This window comes from Micromonospora sp. NPDC005291 (assembly GCF_040607415.1).
Taxonomy (GTDB): Bacteria; Actinomycetota; Actinomycetes; order Mycobacteriales; family Micromonosporaceae; genus Micromonospora.
Genome location: NZ_JBEXGR010000022.1, coordinates 15513 through 32662, shown reverse-complemented (window position 1 = coordinate 32662; position 17150 = coordinate 15513). Strand labels below are relative to the sequence as shown.

Here is a 17150-nt window from a genome sequence, read left to right as displayed (position 1 = left end):
GTGACACGATCGTCCCGTACTATCTCCAGCGAACGGCTACACCTGGACAGCGGATTCCGCTTTCGGTTCAGAAGGGTCACACTCCGGCCGTGAATTACCGGGACTGGGGACGCGGGGATGGCAGCCCGCGCGAGCGCCAGCCGATCGCCTCGTGGGGTGAGCGCGCGGCGTCCCTTCCGGTTGACCCGTACGACGAGGACGGGCGCTACCGGACCTCCAGCCGCCAGCGTGCGTTGGACCGTGGCCAGGACGAGCCGGTCGACGCCTACCTGCCCCGATGGGCTCTGGAGTCGGGGGTCCTGCACGCTGACGGCGGCGGTCGCCACGCGGCGCCGGACGAGCCCGAGCCCGAACGGCCAACTTCCGGAGCCGGCCGACGGTCCGCCGAGTCGCCGAGCAGCCGGCGGCGGGTCAGCGAGACGAGTTGGCGGGAGCAGGCGGCAATCGGCGCGGCACCCGATTCGGACCACACCCAGGAGTGGACGCTCGACCGTCCGCAGGAGCAGGGGTACTCCGGCCGCCGGCGCGCCGACGCCGGGGAGGAGGAGCCGGTCTCCGGTGCTGTCCCGGACCGCCGTCCCCGCCGTGCGCCCGCTGGCCGTCCGCAGGTGATCTGGTCGGGCGGGGATCTGGAGCCCGCCCCGACCGAGCCGGCGCCTGACAAGGACGTGAGCCGTCCCAGCCGGCGCAGCCGTCGTGCGGCGGAGGAGTCGTGGTCCCGTCCGGCGGCCGACCCCTGGACTCGCGGGTCGGCCCGGGCGGCGGAGCCCGAGCCGTCGTACCCGCCCGCGGTGGATCCATGGGACGCCTCGGGCGTGCACGCGTGGCCGCCCGCTGCCGGCGCGGACGGCGCGGACCTGAGCGAGCAGTGGTCGGCGGTGGAGAGCGTCGGTGGCTGGGAGCGGTCCGACCGCACCGGCCAGTGGGAGCGGTCCGCGATCGAGGCCGACCAGTGGGACCGTACGGTGCCGCCGCGATCCGACCGCTCGGTGGCGGCAGAGGGTTGGCCGACCCGGGACGAGGGGTTCTGGCCCGGCACTCGGCTGGCCGATGACGACCCCCGTTGGACGGATCCGTCGACGTCGGCGCCCCGGTCACCGGTGGTGGGCTACACCGCTCCGCGGCCGCGCAGCGCGCCTGTGCCGCCCGGGGGTGCGCCACGACGTCGGGCCGACCGGCCGGCGGTTGGGGCGGCTTCAGTGCGCCAGCGGGTCGAGTCGGCGGCCACGGGTGCCTGGGCACGTCGTCTGGAGGACGACCTGCTCGATCCGGATCCGGGTGGGTCCTTCCGACCGTTGCTGTACACGGCCGCCTGTTACCTGGTGCCGGCGATGCTCATCTTCGTCTGGCTGTTGACGTTGGACAGCCAGGCGCCTGCTGGTTGTGTGACCGACATCAGCGGGGGCGGGTGCGACTCGGCCCGGTCACGCGCTTTGGAGTCGCTGCTCGCCGGTGCGCCGCGCTTCGGGTTGGCGTTGGTGAGCAGCCTGGTCGTGGCGGCGCTGCTGCGTCGGGTGGGCACGACATGGCGCTCGGCCACCATCGCACTCGCCGCTGCGGTGGTGGGCGGCGGCCTCTCCACGGTGCTGATCAGCGCGGTGACCGGTCAGCCGATCGGGTGACAGCCCCTGCACCAGCTCAGGCCTGGGCCAAGCCCGGCCTGGCCGGACTCGACGACGTACGCACGAGGGCCCGCACCGATCGCTCGGTGCGGGCCCTCGTGATGGTGTTGCGGACGTCAGCCCTGAAGAACGTTCAGGTTGAACGACGCGGTCACCTCGGGGTGCAGCTTGATCTTCACCGGGTAGGTGCCGGTCGACTTGATGTGACCGGGCACCTCCAGCCGACGCCGGTCGAGGACCGGACCGCTGGACGCCTTGACGGCGTCGACGATCTCGGCCGGAGTGACCGAGCCGAAGAGCCGTCCGCCGTCGCCGGCGCGGACCTTCAGGTTGACCTTGAGACCCTCGAGCTGAGCCTTGACCTCGTTGGCGTGGTCGAGGTCGCGGATCTCGCGGGCCGAACGGGCCCGCTTGATGACCGTGACCTGCTTTTCCGCGCCCTTGGTCCAGGCGATCGCGAAGCCCTGCGGCAGCAGGTAGTTACGGCCGAAGCCGTCCTTGACCTCGACGATGTCGCCCGGGGCACCGAGGCCGGACACTTCCTGAGTCAGGATGATCTTCATATCGGTGCCTCCTCTCAGCGGGTGGTGGCCGTGTACGGCAGGAGCGCCATCTCACGGGCGTTCTTGACCGCACGGGCGATCTGCCGCTGCTGCTGCGAGGTCACGCCGGTCACCCGCCGAGCGCGGATCTTGCCGCGATCGGAGATGAACTTGCGCAGCAGCGCGGTGTCCTTGTAATCGATGTAGGCGATCCCGTCCTTGTCGAGCGGGTTCACCTTCTTCTTGGGCTTGCGAAGTGCCGCAGCCTTCGCCGTTGCACGTGCTCCTGGTTTGCGATCGCGGGCGCTCGGCGCCATTAGAACGGTGGCTCCTCGTCAAAATTGGCGCCCGAACCGGCACGCGCGGGAGATGGTGCAGCCGAAGCCCAGGGGTCGTCGAAGTTGCCTCCGCCGCCACCCTGACCGCCACCGCCGCCCTGACCGCCACCGCCACCGAACCCGCCGCCAGCACCGCCGGAGCGGGACATCTTCTGCACCTTCGCCGTGGCGTAGCGCAGGGACGGGCCGATCTCGTCGACCTCAAGCTCGATGACGGTGCGCTTCTCGCCCTCGCGGGTCTCGTACGACCGCTGACGCAGCCGGCCCGAGACGATCACGCGGGCGCCCCGCTGCAGCGACTCGGCGACGTGCTCCGCCGCCTGACGCCACACGGTGCAGGCCAGGAAGAGCGGCTCGCCGTCCTTCCACTCATTGGTGGTCTTGTCCATGAAACGGGGCGTCGAAGCGACCCGGAACTTGGCGACCGCCGCACCGGAAGGGGTGAACCGCAACTCGGGGTCATCGGTCAGATTGCCGATGACCGTGATGGTGGTGTCTCCTGCCATGACCATCTCCTCGCGCACTCAACGTCTCGTCGTACAGGCTCGCAGAGCCGTACGACAGAGCCGTGGAGGCTGATCCGGACGAACCGGGGGTTTGGATGCTTAGCGCATTTCCGGCCGGATGACCTTGGTGCGCAACACGGACTCGTTGAGTCGCAGCTGACGGTCCAGCTCGGCCACCGCAGCAGGCGTGGCCTGCAGGTCGATGACGGCGTAGATGCCCTCGGCCTTTTTGTTGATCTCGTACGCGAGGCGCCGGCGGCCCCACACGTCGGTCTTCTCAACCGAGCCACCCGCGGTCCGGATCACGTTCAGGTACGTGTCGAGCGACGGGGCGACGGTGCGTTCCTCGAGACTGGAGTCGAGGATCACCATTACTTCGTAATGACGCAAGACGTGCTCACCTCCTGTGGGCTAGGCGGCCACGGTCCTTCCGTGGCAGGAGGTCGTGCGTCGCTGCCCGCACGTGCCGAGGGAACTCGGCCGGACGCGGACAACCTGACCAGGATACCTGGTCCGGACGATCATGCTGGGGGTGGTCGGGTCAGCTCCCGGACGTGCTGACGGGGGTCCGCCGCCCGACCGTCTACCGGCCGGTGGTGGACCCCCGTCAACGAGGCCGCGGGGCGTCCCGTCCGCATTCCTTGGGTGGGACCTGGGGAGGAACGACCACACCGATGAGGTTGGACTGAAGACGCCCCGCGGAGCTTTATCATGTTGTTATCCGACGATACAACGGCACTCGTACCTTGTCGGGGGGAAAAGCACAAATTTCCGAGATTCTTCATCGGTCCAGGTCCGGTGTGCGAAGGGCCGTCCCCCGCCGCGCCGGGCCGCGCGGTGGGGTGACCTCGCTGTCGGCCGTCGGCCGTCGACCACCGATCGCCGTACGCGGCGCTCGCGCCGCCGGCGGGACCGGGCGCTGGTCGCCGGTTCAATCCCATCAACGATCGTCGGTCCCTGCGGTGACGCGGCCGCACGCGACAACGCCTCGGCCGTCGCCCCGGCCGTCCGGGGCGCGACGTAGGCTCGCTCGCATGCGTATCGGAGCCCACGTCGATTCGACCGACCCGCTGGCAGAGGCGGCCGCCCGGTCTGCCGACACCGTGCAGTTCTTCCTCTCCGACCCACAGGGGTGGAAGGCACCCAAGCCGCGGGAGGACGCGGAGCGGCTGCGCGCGGCCGAGGTCGACCTCTACGTGCACGCGCCGTACGTCATCAACGTGGCCACCCTCAACAACCGCATCCGGATCCCCAGCCGAAAGCTGCTGCTCGGGCACGCCAACGCGGCCGCCGCCATCGACGCCAAGGGCCTGATCGTCCACGGTGGGCACGTCAACGCCGGCGACGACCTGGCCGTCGGCTTCGACAACTGGCGCAAGACCTTCGCGTACGCAGCCGACTCCGGCGGCTTCGGCGTGCCGGTCCTGATCGAGAACACCGCCGGCGGCGACAACGCGTGCGCCCGACGACTGGACGCGCTCGCCCGACTCTGGGACGCCATCGGCGACTACGAGGTCGGCTTCTGCCTGGACACCTGCCACGCGTACGCGGGGGGCGAGGAGCTGCTCGGCCTCGTCGATCGGGTCAAGGCGATCACCGGGAGGATCGACCTGGTGCACGCCAACAACTCCAAGGGCGCGTTCAACTCCGGCCAGGACCGGCACGACAACCTGGGCGGCGGGACGATCGACCCGGAATTGGTGGTGGCGGTGATCCGGGCGGCCGGGGCGCCGGTGGTCGTCGAGACACCGGGCGGCGTACCCGGCCAGGCCGGCGACATCGACTTCCTCCGTCAGCAGCTCGGGACGGAGAGCCCGGCAGCATGACGACCGGACAGCCCGGGACCGGGAAGGCCCGGCCCACCTCCGCCGGCGCGGACCCCGAGATCGGACCCGCCACCGCGTCCGCGACGAGCACCCCCGCCCAGCCGGCTCGAACCTTCGACACCGCCTCCCAGAATGGCGACTCCGACCCCGCGACGAACGACGCGGCCGAAGACAGCGACGCAGCCAAGGTCACCGACGCGACCAAGGACGGCGCGGCCAAGAACAGCGGCCCAGCCAAGGACGGCGACGCGACCAAAGACGACGCAGGCAAGGACAGCGACCCAGGCAAGGATGAGAAGGCGGGCGACGCCGAGAGTGAGGCGAAGCCGGTCGGCCCGGAGCGTTGGGAGGCGTTCGCCTCCGCTCCGGAGCCGGTGCCCTCCGTTTTCAGCCGGGCAGGCCGGGCCGTCGGCCGGTTCCTGATCCACGAGTGGACCCTGGCCAGCCTCGGCGCGCTGGCACTGGCCGTGCTGATGACCTGGCCGACGCTGCGCTATCCGCGCTACACACTCCCGCAGGACTACTGGGACCCGAGCCTGCAGGCCTGGCAGATGGCGTGGTCCGGGCACATCCTGCTGACTGAGCCGGCGCGCCTGTGGCAGTCCAACACGTTCTTCCCCGAGCTGTGGAGCTTCGCGTTCTCCGACACACTGCTCGGCTACGCCCCGGCCGGGATGCTCGGCAGCGGCCCCGAGGACGCGGTGCTGCGCTACAACATCATGTTCGTGTTGGCGCACGCGCTCGCGACGCTCGGGGCATACGCGCTGGCCCGACAGCTCGGGGCTGGCCGCATCGGCGCGGCCGTTGCTGGCGTCAGCTACACCTACGCGCCGTGGTTGCTGTCCCAGGCCGGGCACCTGCACGTGCTCTCCAACGGCGGGATTCCGCTGGCGCTGGCGATGTTGGCGCGCGGGCACGGCTGGTCCCTGCGGCACGGTTACCGACCCGAGCGCCGGCACGACGGTTGGGTCTACGCCGGTTGGTTGGTGGCGGCCTGGCAGCTCAGCCTCGGCTTCGGCATCGGGCTGCCGTTCGCGTACATCATGGCCGGCGGGGTGCTGGTCGTCGTCGTCCTCTTCTACGCGCGACGGCTGCGCACCGGCCAGGCCGTGCCGTTCGGTCGCCGGTTGTTCGTCGCCGACCTGCTCGGCGGGTTGTTGTTCGCCGGTGTGGGGCTGCTGATGGCGTTCCCGTTCTTCAAGGTGACCGAGCTGCATCCGTACGCCGAGCGCACCATCCGTGACATCAGCATCTTCTCGCCGCCGGCGTCGGGTTTCGTGACGGCGCCCACCGAGTCGAGGATCTGGGGTGGGTTGCACGAGGGGGCGCGCGCGGCGCTGCCGTGGCACCCGGAGATGACACTCCTGCCGGGCTTTGTGCTCTACGCGCTCGCCGCGGGTGGGCTGTTCTTCTCGGTCTGGCGGCTGCGACACCGACTGCTGCTGCTCGCCGGGGTGCTGGTGACGATGGCCTTCGCGATGGGCACCCGTTTCTTCGACGGCACCTTCACCTACGTGCCGCTCTTCGAGCACGTGCCGGGCTGGAGTGCGCTGCGTACCCCTGGTCGGTTGATGCTCTGGACCACGTTGTTACTTGGCCTGCTCGCGGCGGGCGCGGTCACCGCGCTCACCGACCGGGTCCGCGAGCTGACCGCGCAGCGGATCCCGTCGTGGCCGGGGCCGTGGCTGCGGATGGCCACCCTGCTGCCGCTGCTGCTGGTCACCATCGAGGGCCTGAACAGCACGCCCCATCCGGTGGTGCCGACCCAACCGGCCGCGATGCGTATGGCGGAGGGGCCCCTGCTGGTGCTGCCCAGCAACCAGAGCCTGGACCAGCACGTCATGCTCTGGTCGACCAGCGGGTTCCCCGACGTGGTCAACGGCGGTAGCGGCTTCACCCCGCGCCAACTCGACGACGTCCGTCGGGTGAGCCAGTCGTTCCCCGACCAGACCAGCGTCGACTACCTGCGCACGCTCGGCGTCCGCACGGTGGTGTTGCTGCGCGGGCAGGTGGCGGGCACACCCTGGGAGATCAGCATCGACGCACCCGTCGAGTCGCTCGGCATCAGCCGGCAGGATGTCGGCGACGCGGTGGTCTTCCGGTTGTGATGCCGACCGGCCGTAGGACGACCGACACGATCGCCACTGCGGCCACGGTGAACAGCGCGAGCACGCCGCTGAGCCACCACTGGACCTCGTTGGCGGAGAAGCACAGATTCCCCGCGGTGCAGTCGATGCCGCTCAATTCCATGCGACTGGCGACGATGCCCGCGGGGAAACACAGCAGGGCTACACAGCTGGCGAGACCGAAGAACCATCCGGAGACCCGGCGGTTGACGAGCTGCACGATCCAGATTACGACGAACAGGCCGGGCAGGATCCAGTTGACGGCAGTCGTACCGCTCAGTCCGATGTCGGCCTCCGGTTAACGGCCCGACTCGCTGGCGACGGGTTCGGAGCTGGCCATCGCTGGTGTGCTGCCACGTGGGCGCCAGCGGTCTATCCAGGGGGCATCGGGTGCGCCGTCCAGGACACCTCCGTCCGGGTCGTCAGGATAGGTGGCCCGCACCGCGTCCCGCTCGGGGTGCAGGATCTCCTTGACGACCAGGACGCAGAGCACCACCACAGTGGCCAACCGCAACGTCGAGGCCAGCACGAACACCCCTTCCGGGAAGACCGGGCGGCTCGTCGCCGCGCCGAGCAGCTCACCGTAGAAGGCGACGAAGTAGCAGACCTCGGCGATCTGCCAGGCCAGGATGGCACCCCACTTCGGCCGGGCCAGCACCACCAGCGGCAGCAGCCACAGCACGAACTGCTGCGACCACACCTTGCTGAAGATGAGGAACGCGGCGACCACCAGGAAGGCCAACTGCGCCAGCCGCGGTCGGCGCGGCGCCCGCAGCGCCAGCACGGCCACACCGAGGCAGGCCAGCCCGAACAGGGCGTACGAGAGGGTGTTGAGGGTGGGGATGTTGACGTTCAGCCACTCGAACGGGCCGAGCCGGGCGGGGTCGTTGCCGACCTTGCCGTCCAGGTAGCGTCCGATGTACCAGAACGTGCCCCAGTCGATGGGTCGGGTGCTGTTGAGCTCGAAGAACCGGTCCCAGTTTTCCGGATACGCCAGCGCGGGGGGCAGGTTCACCAACACCAGGGCGCCGATGGCGCTGCCGACCGCGATGAGCGCGGCGCGTAGCCGGGCGGCCCGCAGCGCCAGCACCAGAATCGGGCCGAGAATGAACAGCGGCCAGAGTTTCGCCGCACCGGCGAGCCCGAGCAGTACGCCGGCCACCGCCGGTCGTTTCCGGGCCCAGGCCAGCAGCCCGAACGCCGCCAGCCCGATGGCGAGCAGGTCCCAGTTGACGGTGGCGGTGAGCACCAACGCCGGGGCGAGCGCGAACAACGCGGCGTCCCAGGGTCGTCGGCGGCGCAGCGCCAGGATCACCGCCACGGTGGCCACCGCGAGCGCACCCAGCACCAGCGCGTTGAGGTTGTAGAACCACTGGCCCTGGTTGATGCTCGGGTCGCCGTCACCGATGGCGTGCACCGGCAGGCCCAGCGCCCCCATGAAGTAGCCGGTCAGCACCGGGTACTCCACCGGGTGGTCACGGTAGGGCACCTTGCCCTCGTTGAGTCCCTCGGCGTAGTAGAGGGCGAGGACGTCGGTGTAGCAGAACCGCGTGTACTGGACGTTGTTCTGCCAGGCGCCGTCCTGGCAGGGCGACTTCTGCACCCAGTGCAGCGCGAGCGTGAGGCAGACCATCGCCAGCACGATCCGGACGGCAGTCCAGAAGCGGCGTTCCCGGCCGGCCGGCCGGTCCAGCGCCGTCGCGTGGTCGCCCAGCGGGCCACCGATCATGCCGGAGATGCCGCGGACGAACCCATCGGAGCGGGACGGGTGGTCGGTGGTTCCGGCGTCGTCGATGCCGGGCGTCGACTGGGTGCTCATGAAGAGGCATCCTGCCGTACGACGGGGGTGCCCGTCCCGCCCCGACGCGGAGATCCGGGTACGAAAACGCCGCCGCCGGCCGGACAGGTCGTCCGGCCGGCGGCGGCATCGTGCAGAGGTACGGGTCAGTCCCGATCAGGCGGTAAGCCTGGCAGCAGTCCGCCGCCGCCGCCACCTGCACCGGGCCCGCCGGGATTGTTACCACCGTTGTTGCCGCCGTTGTTACCACCGTTGTTACCACCGTTGTTGCCGCCGTTACGCGGACAGAACGGGTCGGTCAGCGGGTCACAGGCACCGGGCAGGCCGGGCAGACCCGGGATCGTCGGCGGGGGTGGCGGTGGCGGTGCTTCACCGTTTCCGGAGTCCGGGTCGCCGACGTTCGCCGCTGGCGGGAAGTCGACCTTCGGTTTGCCCTTCAGCGCCTCGTTCATGAACCGCTCCCAGATGTCGCCCGGGAGGTTTCCACCACTGACCTTACGGCCGTCCTTGAGAATGAGTGGCTTCCGGTCCTTCACGTTGCCCACCCACACCGCAGTGGCCAACTGTGGCGTGTAACCGATCATCCAGGCGTCGCCGTTGTCCTCGCTGTCGTCCTTGAGTTCCCAGGTGCCGGTCTTGGACGCCGCCTTGCGACCGTCATCGAGCCGGTGGTTGACAGCGGCCGGGTAGTCCTTCAGCACGGACGTCACGTCGTCCACGACGCTCTTGTCGATTCTCCGCTTCGAGTCGAGCTTCTCGCCGTAGACCTTGTCCCACTTACCGGTGTTCGGGTTCTGCTTCTCCACCGAGTACAGGAAGTGCGCCTTGTTGTAGACGCCCCCGTTGGCGAAGGTGGCAACGCCGTTGGCGTGGTCCAGCACCGTGATCGGGTATTGACCGTAGCCGACCACGTTGAAGAACGGCTCCGGCGTGATGTCCTTCGGGTTGGTCTTGGTCAGGTCGTAGGCCTTCGCCGGGTTGGTGTCCGTGCGCCACATGGTGGTGACGCCGGCCTGCTTGGCCATGTCCACGACCTTGTCCGCGCCGATCTCCTCGGTGACGTAGTAGAACGGCACGTTCAGGGACTGAAGCGTCGACAACCTCAGTGTGCAGGAGTTGCCGCAGTCGGGGTTGTCCTTGCCGGCGTTGCTGACCTTGAACTTGGTGCCCTCCGGGGTGAAGGCCTTGCCCTTCCACCGAGACTCGAGCGACTTCTTCTCCTTGAGTGCGGCCGCCAGGGTGTAGATCTTGAAGCTTGAACCGGGCGAGTGACCGCCGCTGATCGCCCCGCTGGAGTCGGTGTTCTTGCCGGCATAGTCGGTGCCGGTGCCGTTGTCACCGCCGTAGTACGCGACGACCCGACCGTTGGTGGGGTCGATCGACACCACCGCGGCCATGATGTTGCTTCGCTGACCGGCCAACTCGGAGTCCTTGGACTTGCGCTGGGCCGTCTCGACCGCCGCTGCCTGAATCTTGGTGTCCATGGTGGTGCGGATCCGGTAGCCGCCCGCCATCAGCGCCTGGGAGCACAGCGGCTTCGCGTCCGTCACCTGCGTCTCCTTGTCGACGCAGATGCCTTTGTCCCGCATCTCTTCCCGGACGTAGTTGATTACATTGCCGTACGGCGTGTCGACGCCGAAGTCGACGCCGATGCCGCCCTTCTTCGGGGCCTTGATGGTCTTCGGATATGCGGCAGGCCGCTCCGGCTTGCCGGCCACACCCAGCCAGCCCTCCTTTACCATGCCCTCGATCACGTAGTTCCAGCGATCCTGGGCAGCAGTCGGGTTGATCGCCGGGTCGTACCCCTGGTGGGTGGAACTGGGCTCCGGCTGCTTGATCAGGGCCGCGAGCACCGCACCCTCGGCCGGATCAAGCTTGCTCACCGGCTTGCCGAAGTAGGTCTGGGCCGCCGCTTCGATGCCATAGGCGCCTCGGCCGAAGTAGATCACGTTGAGGTAGTGCTGCATGATCTGCGGCTTCGTGTACTCGTCGTTGAGCTTGGAGGCAAGGATCGCCTCCTTCACCTTCCGGGCGTAGGTGTCGTCCTTCAGATTGTCGTAGGCGTTGCGCGCGTACTGCTGGGTGATCGTGGAGGCACCCTGCTTGTCACCACCGGAGATGTTGTTCCAGCCAGCCCGGGCAATGCCCTTGTAATCCACACCGGAGTGCCGGTAGAAGTTCCGGTCCTCGGCGGCGGCCACCGCGTTCTGCACCCACTCGGGAATCTGGTCGATGGTGACCAGGGTGCGGTTCTGATCGCCCACCTTGGCGATGATGGTCTTGTTGTCAAAGGCGTACAGAGTGGTCGCCTGCGGCGGGGTGATCTCGTCGGGAAGCACCACGTTGGTCGAGTAGTAGGTGAACCCGACCACACCGACGCCGGCCAGCATGATGAAGACCGCGAACCCGGCGATCAGCAGGTTCATCCGCTTGCGCTTCTTTGCCCGCGCGGCGCCCGCGTCACCCGCACCACGACCGCCCCGACCCGGACCGTTCGGCCCGCCCGGGCCACCTGGCCCACCAGGGCGACCGGAGACCGGTGAGACGCTCGCCCGGGCGACCGCGGCACGGCCACCCACCGAGGCGGAGCCGACACTGGCCCGTCCCGCCGAGGCGGTGCCGACAGAGGCTGCACCGACGGCGGCGGCACCGACCACGGCCCGACCTGCCGGTGCGCCCGGCGCCGGGGACACGGGCACCGAGGCGCGGCCCGCACCGGCGCGACCGGCGGCCGCGCCCGGTGCCGGCGACACCGGCACCGAGGCCCGCCCGGCTCGGCCCGGGGCTGCCGAACCCACCGAGGCTGACCCGGCGGCCGCAGCGCCACGCTGTGGCACCGAGGCGGAGCCGCCGACCGTGGCTCGCCCACCGGCGGGCCGTGGGGCCACGGAGGCGCGGCCCGGGGTTGCCGTGCCGCCTTCCGAGGCCGACCAGCCGCTCTCGCGGGAGTCACCGCCGGGTCGGCGGTACGCGTCGTCCGCGCCAGGTCCGGGTTCACCGTCCGGGCCGGGGTACTGGGCCCGTCCGCGCGCAGAACTGGGATCGCCGTACGAGTTCATTCCTCACACCCTGCCGGTCGCGGTGGGGCGCGGCTGCGCCGCCACCGGGTTGCCGTGAGTTGCTTCACCCTGGACACCGGCACGGGGGTGCCGTTCCACCGGGGTTATTGCTGTATTAATGGGGCCAATCGGACCAACGAGCGGTTGGCCTTCCCGGGTTTCGTCTACGACCCCGGGGCCGGTCCAACCAGCTGCGATCACCGTTGCGCCTCTCGCCTCCGCCGACCGACACCTTCGGCGCCCGCCGCGTTCTGCGTTCCGGTGCCGTCACCGTCACCGGTCAGACCGTCCCGGCCGAGCAGGTACTGCTCGACGAGATGGTTCCAGTCACAGCCGAGGCACACCTCCACCACGAAGACCTGGAACTCACGCAGCGTCATCGCCAGCACGGGTAACTCGGTCAGTGTGCGGGCCTGCCCGGCGGACTGCTTGAGTTCGTCGCCGTAAATGTAATGGACGAGGGTCAGGTTCTCGCTCCGGCAAATCGGGCAGCGCCGGTCGGTCGGCTCACCGTGGAACCGGGCGGCGTTCTTCAGGTACGGCGACGCGTCGCAGACGTCGTACGTGCCGACCCGCCCGGCCAGGAGCTCACGCAGCACTGCTCGCTTCTGAAGCGAGTAGTCGACGACCTGGCGCTGCGTACGCATGCGAAGAAGGGTACGCGGTCGGGCCCGACCAGGCGACCACGCTCACGATCCGTGACGACAGCATCCCGGAACGGGGGTTTGCCCTGGCCCGCGCGACCCGCTAACGTGCGATGTATCGGTCCGATACATCGCGGCGGTTACCACTCCACGCCGGGGGTAAAGAGAGGATGGCAGCAGTGCTTGAGTTCGCCATCCTCGGCCTCCTGCAGGAGTCTCCGATGCACGGCTATGAGCTGCGCAAGGAGCTGACCGCCAAACTCGGCGCGATCCGGGCGGCGATCAGCTACGGCTCGCTCTACCCCACCCTGCGCAGGTTGCAGGCGGGGGGATGGATCACCGAAGCCGCCGAAACACCCGCCACCGCCGAGGAGGTTCCCGCGCTGACCAGCCGACGAGGTCGGGTGGTCTACAAAATCACCGCGGAAGGCAAGGAACGCTTCGCCCAGCTGATTGCACAGGCCGGGCCCGAGACGTACGACGACACGGGCTTCGGGGTGCACTTCGCGTTCTTCGCCCGGACCGACCAGGCGACCCGCCTTCGCATTCTGGAGGGTCGCCGCCGCAAGATCGAGGAGCGTCGCGAAGGGCTTCGTGACGTGCTGGGCCGGGCGGCCGAGCGCCTCGACGCTTACACGCTGGAACTGCAGCGCCACGGCCTTGATGCCTGTGAGCGCGAGGTCCGCTGGCTGGAGGAGCTCATCGCCAACGAGCGCTCCGGCCGAGCCCCGACGGTCCCGAACATCGGGACGGCCGGTGGCCGACGAGAAGACAACAGCCCGCCTCCGCCTGGAGAGACCAGGAATGAGCGGCCGTGACAGAAAAGAAGGAGGCAGACGCTATGGGCTCCGTCCGCGTCGCCATCGTCGGTGTGGGTAACTGCGCCTCGTCCCTGGTTCAGGGCGTCGAGTACTACCGGAACGCCAACCCGAACGACCGCGTCCCGGGTCTCATGCACGTCGCCTTCGGCGACTACCACGTCTCCGCCGTGGAGTTCGTCGCGGCGTTCGACGTGGACGCCAAGAAGGTGGGCATGGACCTCTCGGAGGCGATCGTCGCCAGCGAGAACAACACCATCAAGCTCTGTGACGTACCGCCGACCGGCGTGTCCGTGCAGCGCGGTCCGACCTTCGACGGTCTGGGCCAGTACTACCGCGAGATCGTCGAGGAGTCCGACGCCGCCCCCGTCGACGTGGCGCAGGCGCTGCGCGACGCACAGGTCGACGTCGTCGTCTGCTACCTGCCGGTCGGCTCTGAGCAGGCCGCCAAGTTCTACGCTCAGGCCGCGATCGACGCGCGCTGCGCGTTCGTCAACGCCCTGCCGGTCTTCATCGCCTCGGACCCGGAGTGGGCCCAGAAGTTCACCGACGCTGGCCTGCCGATCGTCGGTGACGACATCAAGAGCCAGGTCGGTGCCACCATCGTGCACCGTGCTCTGGCGAAGCTCTTCGAGGACCGCGGTGTCGAGCTGCTGCGCACGTACCAGCTCAACTTCGGCGGCAACATGGACTTCATGAACATGCTGGAGCGTAAGCGGCTGGTCTCGAAGAAGATCTCGAAGACCCAGTCGGTCACCTCGCAGATCCCGCACGAGATGAGCAAGAGCGACGTGCACATCGGCCCGTCGGACCACGTGCCGTGGCTGGACGACCGCAAGTGGGCGTACATCCGCCTGGAGGGCCGCTCGTTCGGTGACACCCCGCTCATGGCCGAGCTCAAGCTCGAGGTGTGGGATTCTCCGAACTCGGCCGGCGTCATCATCGACGCGGTCCGGGCTGCGAAGATCGCGCTGGACCGGAAGATCGGCGGCCCGATCCTGTCGGCCTCGTCGTACTTCATGAAGTCCCCGCCGGTGCAGTACGCCGACCACGACGCCCACCAGGCCGTCGAGGAGTTCATCGCCGGTGAGGTCGAGCGCTGACCCGCTGATCAACAGGCACGACCGAGGGCCGGGTCCGTATGGACCCGGCCCTCGCCGCGTTCAGTTCGACATCTTCAGGTACGGCGACAGCCGCAGCGCCGCCTCGTCAACGCTCGCTCCAGGCGTGTCGCAGGGCGACCCCGGCCTCCAACTCCAGCAGCTTGACCTTGCGGGGTAGGCCGCCACCGAAACCGACCAACTTGCCGCCTGCGCCGACGATCCGGTGACACGGCACGATCACCGGGACGGGGTTGCGGTTGCAGGCCACACCAACCGCCCGGGCCGCGCCGGTATCGCCGACCCGACGGGCCACCTCGCCGTACGTCAGCGTCTCGCCGTACGGAATGCGGGTCATCTCCCGCCACACGGCCCGCTCGAACTCCGAACCGCGCGGCATCGACACCGAGACGGTGAACGCGGTCAACTCGCCGGCGAAGTACGCCCGCAGCTCGGCGACGGCCTGCCGGGACAGCGCATGGTCAGGTGCCTCGGTGGCCGCCTCAACCCGGCCGAAGTGGGCGCCGCAGACACTCGTGCCATCGGTGGCGACGGAGAACTCGCCGATCGGTGAGTCGAGCACGGTCCAGCGCATCGGCCCATTCTCCCCGACCCGGGCGACCCGGGCGTACCCCGCCCCAGGAACCGATCGACGTTGCACGGCGTCGATACCGTGCAGGTCGTGGCAACGGGGACGCTCATCTTTCTGATCATCGGCGGGGCGGGTGTCGGGGTACTGGCGCTCGCGCTGCTCGGCAGCGAACTGCTGCACTTCGGGCACGCCGACGTGGACGGACCGATCTCGACCGAGACGGTCGCCGGCTTCGCCGGGGCGTTCGGGTTCGGCGCGGCCATCGTCAACGAACTGCTCGGTGCGCGTACACCAGGCATGATCGTCGGCGCGGCGGCCGGCGGCGTGCTCGCCGCCGTGCCCACCGGCTGGATGGCGTCCCGGCTGAGCCGGGCGGCGCGGAACATGCGCACCGACCCCACCCCCACCCGCGACGACCTGGTCGGCGCGCTCGGCCTGGTCGTCACCCCGGTGCCCGCCGACGGCTACGGCGAGGTCCGGGTGCGCCTCGCCGGCCAACCGGTCAAGCTCAGCGCCCGCGCGGACCAGCCGATCCCGATCGGCGCCCAGATCTTCGTCGTGCAGGCGCTCAGCGAGACCAGCGTTCAGGTCGAGACCTACTGACTTCCTACCTTTTAGACGGGACTCCTTTATGGCCCTATTAATCGCCATCGGTGGCGCGATCCTCCTCGTGCTCATCCTGGTGTTCTTCGTGCTCTCCCGGATCAAGGTGGCGGGCCCGAACGAGGCGTTCATCGTCACCGGCCGCAAGGGCCGCACCACCCAGACCGCCGACGGCGGCCGGTCGACCGACAACTCCGGGCAGAAGGTCGTGCTGGGCGCCTCGGTCTTCGTGCTGCCGGTGGTGCAGAAGCTCCAGTCGCTCGACCTGTCCAGCCGGCGGATCGACGTCGGCATCCGGGGTGCGGTGAGCAAGCAGGGCATCCGAGCTGACCTGCACGGCGTGGCGATCGTCAAGGTCGGCGGCACCGAGGACGCGATCCGGGCCGCCGCTCAGCGGTTTCTGAACCAACAGGATGAGATCGACAACTTCACCCGTGAGGTGCTCGCCGGCGCGCTGCGCTCGATCGTCGGCCGGCTCACCGTCGAGGAGGTCATCCGGGACCGGGCTGCGTTCGCCAGCGCGGTGGCCGAGGAGGCCGAACACTCGATGACCAACCAGGGTCTGGTGCTGGACACCTTCCAGCTCCAGGACATCCTTGCCGAGGGGTCCTACCTGCAGGACCTGGGCCGGCCCGAGGCCGCCCGGGTGCTCAAGGACGCGGCGATCGCCGAGGCACGCGCCCGGCAGCAGGCCGAGCAGGAGCGGCTGCTCGCCGAGGAGGCCATCGCCGAGGCCAACCGGAACCTGTCCCTCAAGCAGGCCGGCATCCAGGCGGAGATCGACGCGGCCAAGGCGAAGTCGGCGGCAGCCGGACCGCTCGCCCAGGCGGAGCGGGACCAGGCGATCCTCTCCGAGCAGCAGAAGGTCGCCGAGCGCAACGCCGAACTCAAGCAGCGCCAACTGGACACCGAGGTGCGCAAGCCCGCCGACGCGGCCCGGTACAAGGTGGAGCAGGAAGCTGAGGCGTCCCGCGCCGCGGCGGTGCTGCACGCGGACGCGCAACGGCAGTCGGTCATCGCCGCCGCGCAGGCCTCCGCCGAGCAGGCGCGGCTCACCGGTGAGGGCGAGCGTGCCCGCCGTGCCGCGCTCGCCGAGGCGAACGCGATCGAGGGTGCCAAGGAAGGTGAGGCCGAGCAGCGTCGGCGCTCCGCGATCGCTGAGGCGGTGGAGCGGGAAGGTCAGGCCGAGGCGGCGGCCATCCTGGCCAAGGGTGAGGCCGAGGCGGACGCGATGGCGCGCAAGGCTGAGGCGTTCGCCGCGTACGGGGAGGCGGCGGTGCTGGACCTGCTGGTCAAGGTGCTGCCGCAGGTTGTGGCGGCGGCCAGCGCGCCGATCGGGGCGATCGACAAGATGACCGTCATCTCCACCGATGGCGCGTCGTCGCTGACGAAGGCCGTGGCCGGCAACGTGGCCCAGGGCCTCCAGCTCGGCAGCGACCTGACCGGGGTCGATCTGGCCGGGCTGCTCGCCCGGCTCGGCTCGGGGTCCAGCGCGGGCGGCAACGGCGCTGCGACCGGTAAGGGCACCGCAGCCGTGGACGGAACGGCCGTCGAGACCCGCTGACGCCGAACGCCC

General features: G+C 69.5%; 16 protein-coding genes. 7 read left to right on the top strand and 9 right to left on the bottom strand.

From position 1 onward, the window contains the following. The first annotated feature begins 89 nt into the window (after positions 1-89). A complete protein-coding gene (locus ABZT18_RS25240; protein WP_354993017.1) occupies positions 90-1622 on the top strand; it encodes a hypothetical protein in 1533 nt (510 codons plus the stop codon). Between the two features lie 116 nt (positions 1623-1738). Here ABZT18_RS25240 and rplI read toward each other — a convergent pair whose 3' ends face one another. The 4 genes from rplI to rpsF all read right to left on the bottom strand — a co-directional run bounded on the left by rplI (position 1739) and on the right by rpsF (position 3398). Next, on the bottom strand, positions 1739-2185 hold the full coding sequence (rplI, locus tag ABZT18_RS25235) for a 50S ribosomal protein L9 (RefSeq protein WP_354993016.1): 447 nt from the start codon (positions 2183-2185) through the stop codon (positions 1739-1741). A 14-nt stretch (positions 2186-2199) separates the two neighbouring features. Then, positions 2200-2481 carry a 30S ribosomal protein S18 gene (gene rpsR, locus ABZT18_RS25230; RefSeq protein WP_051723758.1) on the bottom strand — a complete coding sequence of 94 codons (282 nt, stop codon included), beginning with the start codon at positions 2479-2481 and terminating at the stop codon, positions 2200-2202. Continuing rightward, positions 2481-3026 carry a single-stranded DNA-binding protein gene (locus tag ABZT18_RS25225; protein WP_354993015.1) on the bottom strand — a complete coding sequence of 182 codons (546 nt, stop codon included), beginning with the start codon at positions 3024-3026 and terminating at the stop codon, positions 2481-2483. The genes rpsR and ABZT18_RS25225 overlap by 1 nt, the downstream gene beginning before the upstream one ends. An 81-nt stretch (positions 3027-3107) precedes the next feature. After that, positions 3108-3398: a 30S ribosomal protein S6 gene (gene rpsF, locus ABZT18_RS25220; RefSeq protein ID WP_117668160.1), complete on the bottom strand. Its 291-nt coding sequence runs from the start codon at positions 3396-3398 to the stop codon at positions 3108-3110. Between the two features lie 644 nt (positions 3399-4042). Here rpsF and ABZT18_RS25215 point away from each other — a divergent pair. Next, on the top strand, positions 4043-4834 hold the full coding sequence (locus tag ABZT18_RS25215; RefSeq protein WP_354993014.1) for a deoxyribonuclease IV: 792 nt from the start codon (positions 4043-4045) through the stop codon (positions 4832-4834). Then, positions 4831-6942, top strand: coding sequence for a hypothetical protein (locus tag ABZT18_RS25210; protein ID WP_354993013.1), 2112 nt, complete (start codon positions 4831-4833; stop codon positions 6940-6942). The genes ABZT18_RS25215 and ABZT18_RS25210 overlap by 4 nt, the downstream gene beginning before the upstream one ends. On the opposite strand, the gene ABZT18_RS25205 is transcribed toward ABZT18_RS25210, so the two are convergent. From ABZT18_RS25205 to ABZT18_RS25190, 4 genes are all read right to left on the bottom strand, one after another. Further along, on the bottom strand, positions 6899-7180 hold the full coding sequence (locus tag ABZT18_RS25205; protein ID WP_354993012.1) for a hypothetical protein: 282 nt from the start codon (positions 7178-7180) through the stop codon (positions 6899-6901). The genes ABZT18_RS25210 and ABZT18_RS25205 overlap by 44 nt on opposite strands. A 78-nt stretch (positions 7181-7258) precedes the next feature. Beyond that, positions 7259-8779: a glycosyltransferase 87 family protein gene (locus ABZT18_RS25200; protein WP_354993011.1), complete on the bottom strand. Its 1521-nt coding sequence runs from the start codon at positions 8777-8779 to the stop codon at positions 7259-7261. Between the two features lie 125 nt (positions 8780-8904). After that, positions 8905-11817: a transglycosylase domain-containing protein gene (locus tag ABZT18_RS25195; RefSeq protein ID WP_354993010.1), complete on the bottom strand. Its 2913-nt coding sequence runs from the start codon at positions 11815-11817 to the stop codon at positions 8905-8907. 197 nt (positions 11818-12014) lie between these two features. Further along, positions 12015-12464 carry a DUF5318 domain-containing protein gene (locus tag ABZT18_RS25190; protein ID WP_354993009.1) on the bottom strand — a complete coding sequence of 150 codons (450 nt, stop codon included), beginning with the start codon at positions 12462-12464 and terminating at the stop codon, positions 12015-12017. Between the two features lie 176 nt (positions 12465-12640). On the opposite strand from ABZT18_RS25190, the gene ABZT18_RS25185 reads away from it, so the two are divergent. Further along, entirely contained in the window at positions 12641-13279 is a 639-nt protein-coding gene (locus tag ABZT18_RS25185; protein WP_354993008.1) for a PadR family transcriptional regulator, read from the top strand. A gap of 23 nt (positions 13280-13302) precedes the next feature. After that, on the top strand, positions 13303-14382 hold the full coding sequence (locus ABZT18_RS25180) for an inositol-3-phosphate synthase (protein ID WP_354993007.1): 1080 nt from the start codon (positions 13303-13305) through the stop codon (positions 14380-14382). A gap of 106 nt (positions 14383-14488) precedes the next feature. Here the strand turns inward: ABZT18_RS25180 and ABZT18_RS25175 are convergent, their stop codons facing one another. Beyond that, positions 14489-14974, bottom strand: coding sequence for a methylated-DNA--[protein]-cysteine S-methyltransferase (locus ABZT18_RS25175; protein ID WP_354993006.1), 486 nt, complete (start codon positions 14972-14974; stop codon positions 14489-14491). A gap of 78 nt (positions 14975-15052) precedes the next feature. Between ABZT18_RS25175 and ABZT18_RS25170 the strand changes: the two genes are divergently transcribed. Together ABZT18_RS25170 and ABZT18_RS25165 are read left to right on the top strand one after the other, a co-directional pair. Next, positions 15053-15574, top strand: coding sequence for a hypothetical protein (locus ABZT18_RS25170; RefSeq protein ID WP_354993005.1), 522 nt, complete (start codon positions 15053-15055; stop codon positions 15572-15574). 28 nt (positions 15575-15602) lie between these two features. Beyond that, complete coding sequence (locus ABZT18_RS25165) at positions 15603-17138, top strand: SPFH domain-containing protein (protein ID WP_354993004.1); 1536 nt, start codon at positions 15603-15605, stop codon at positions 17136-17138. The last annotated feature ends 12 nt before the right edge of the window (positions 17139-17150 follow it).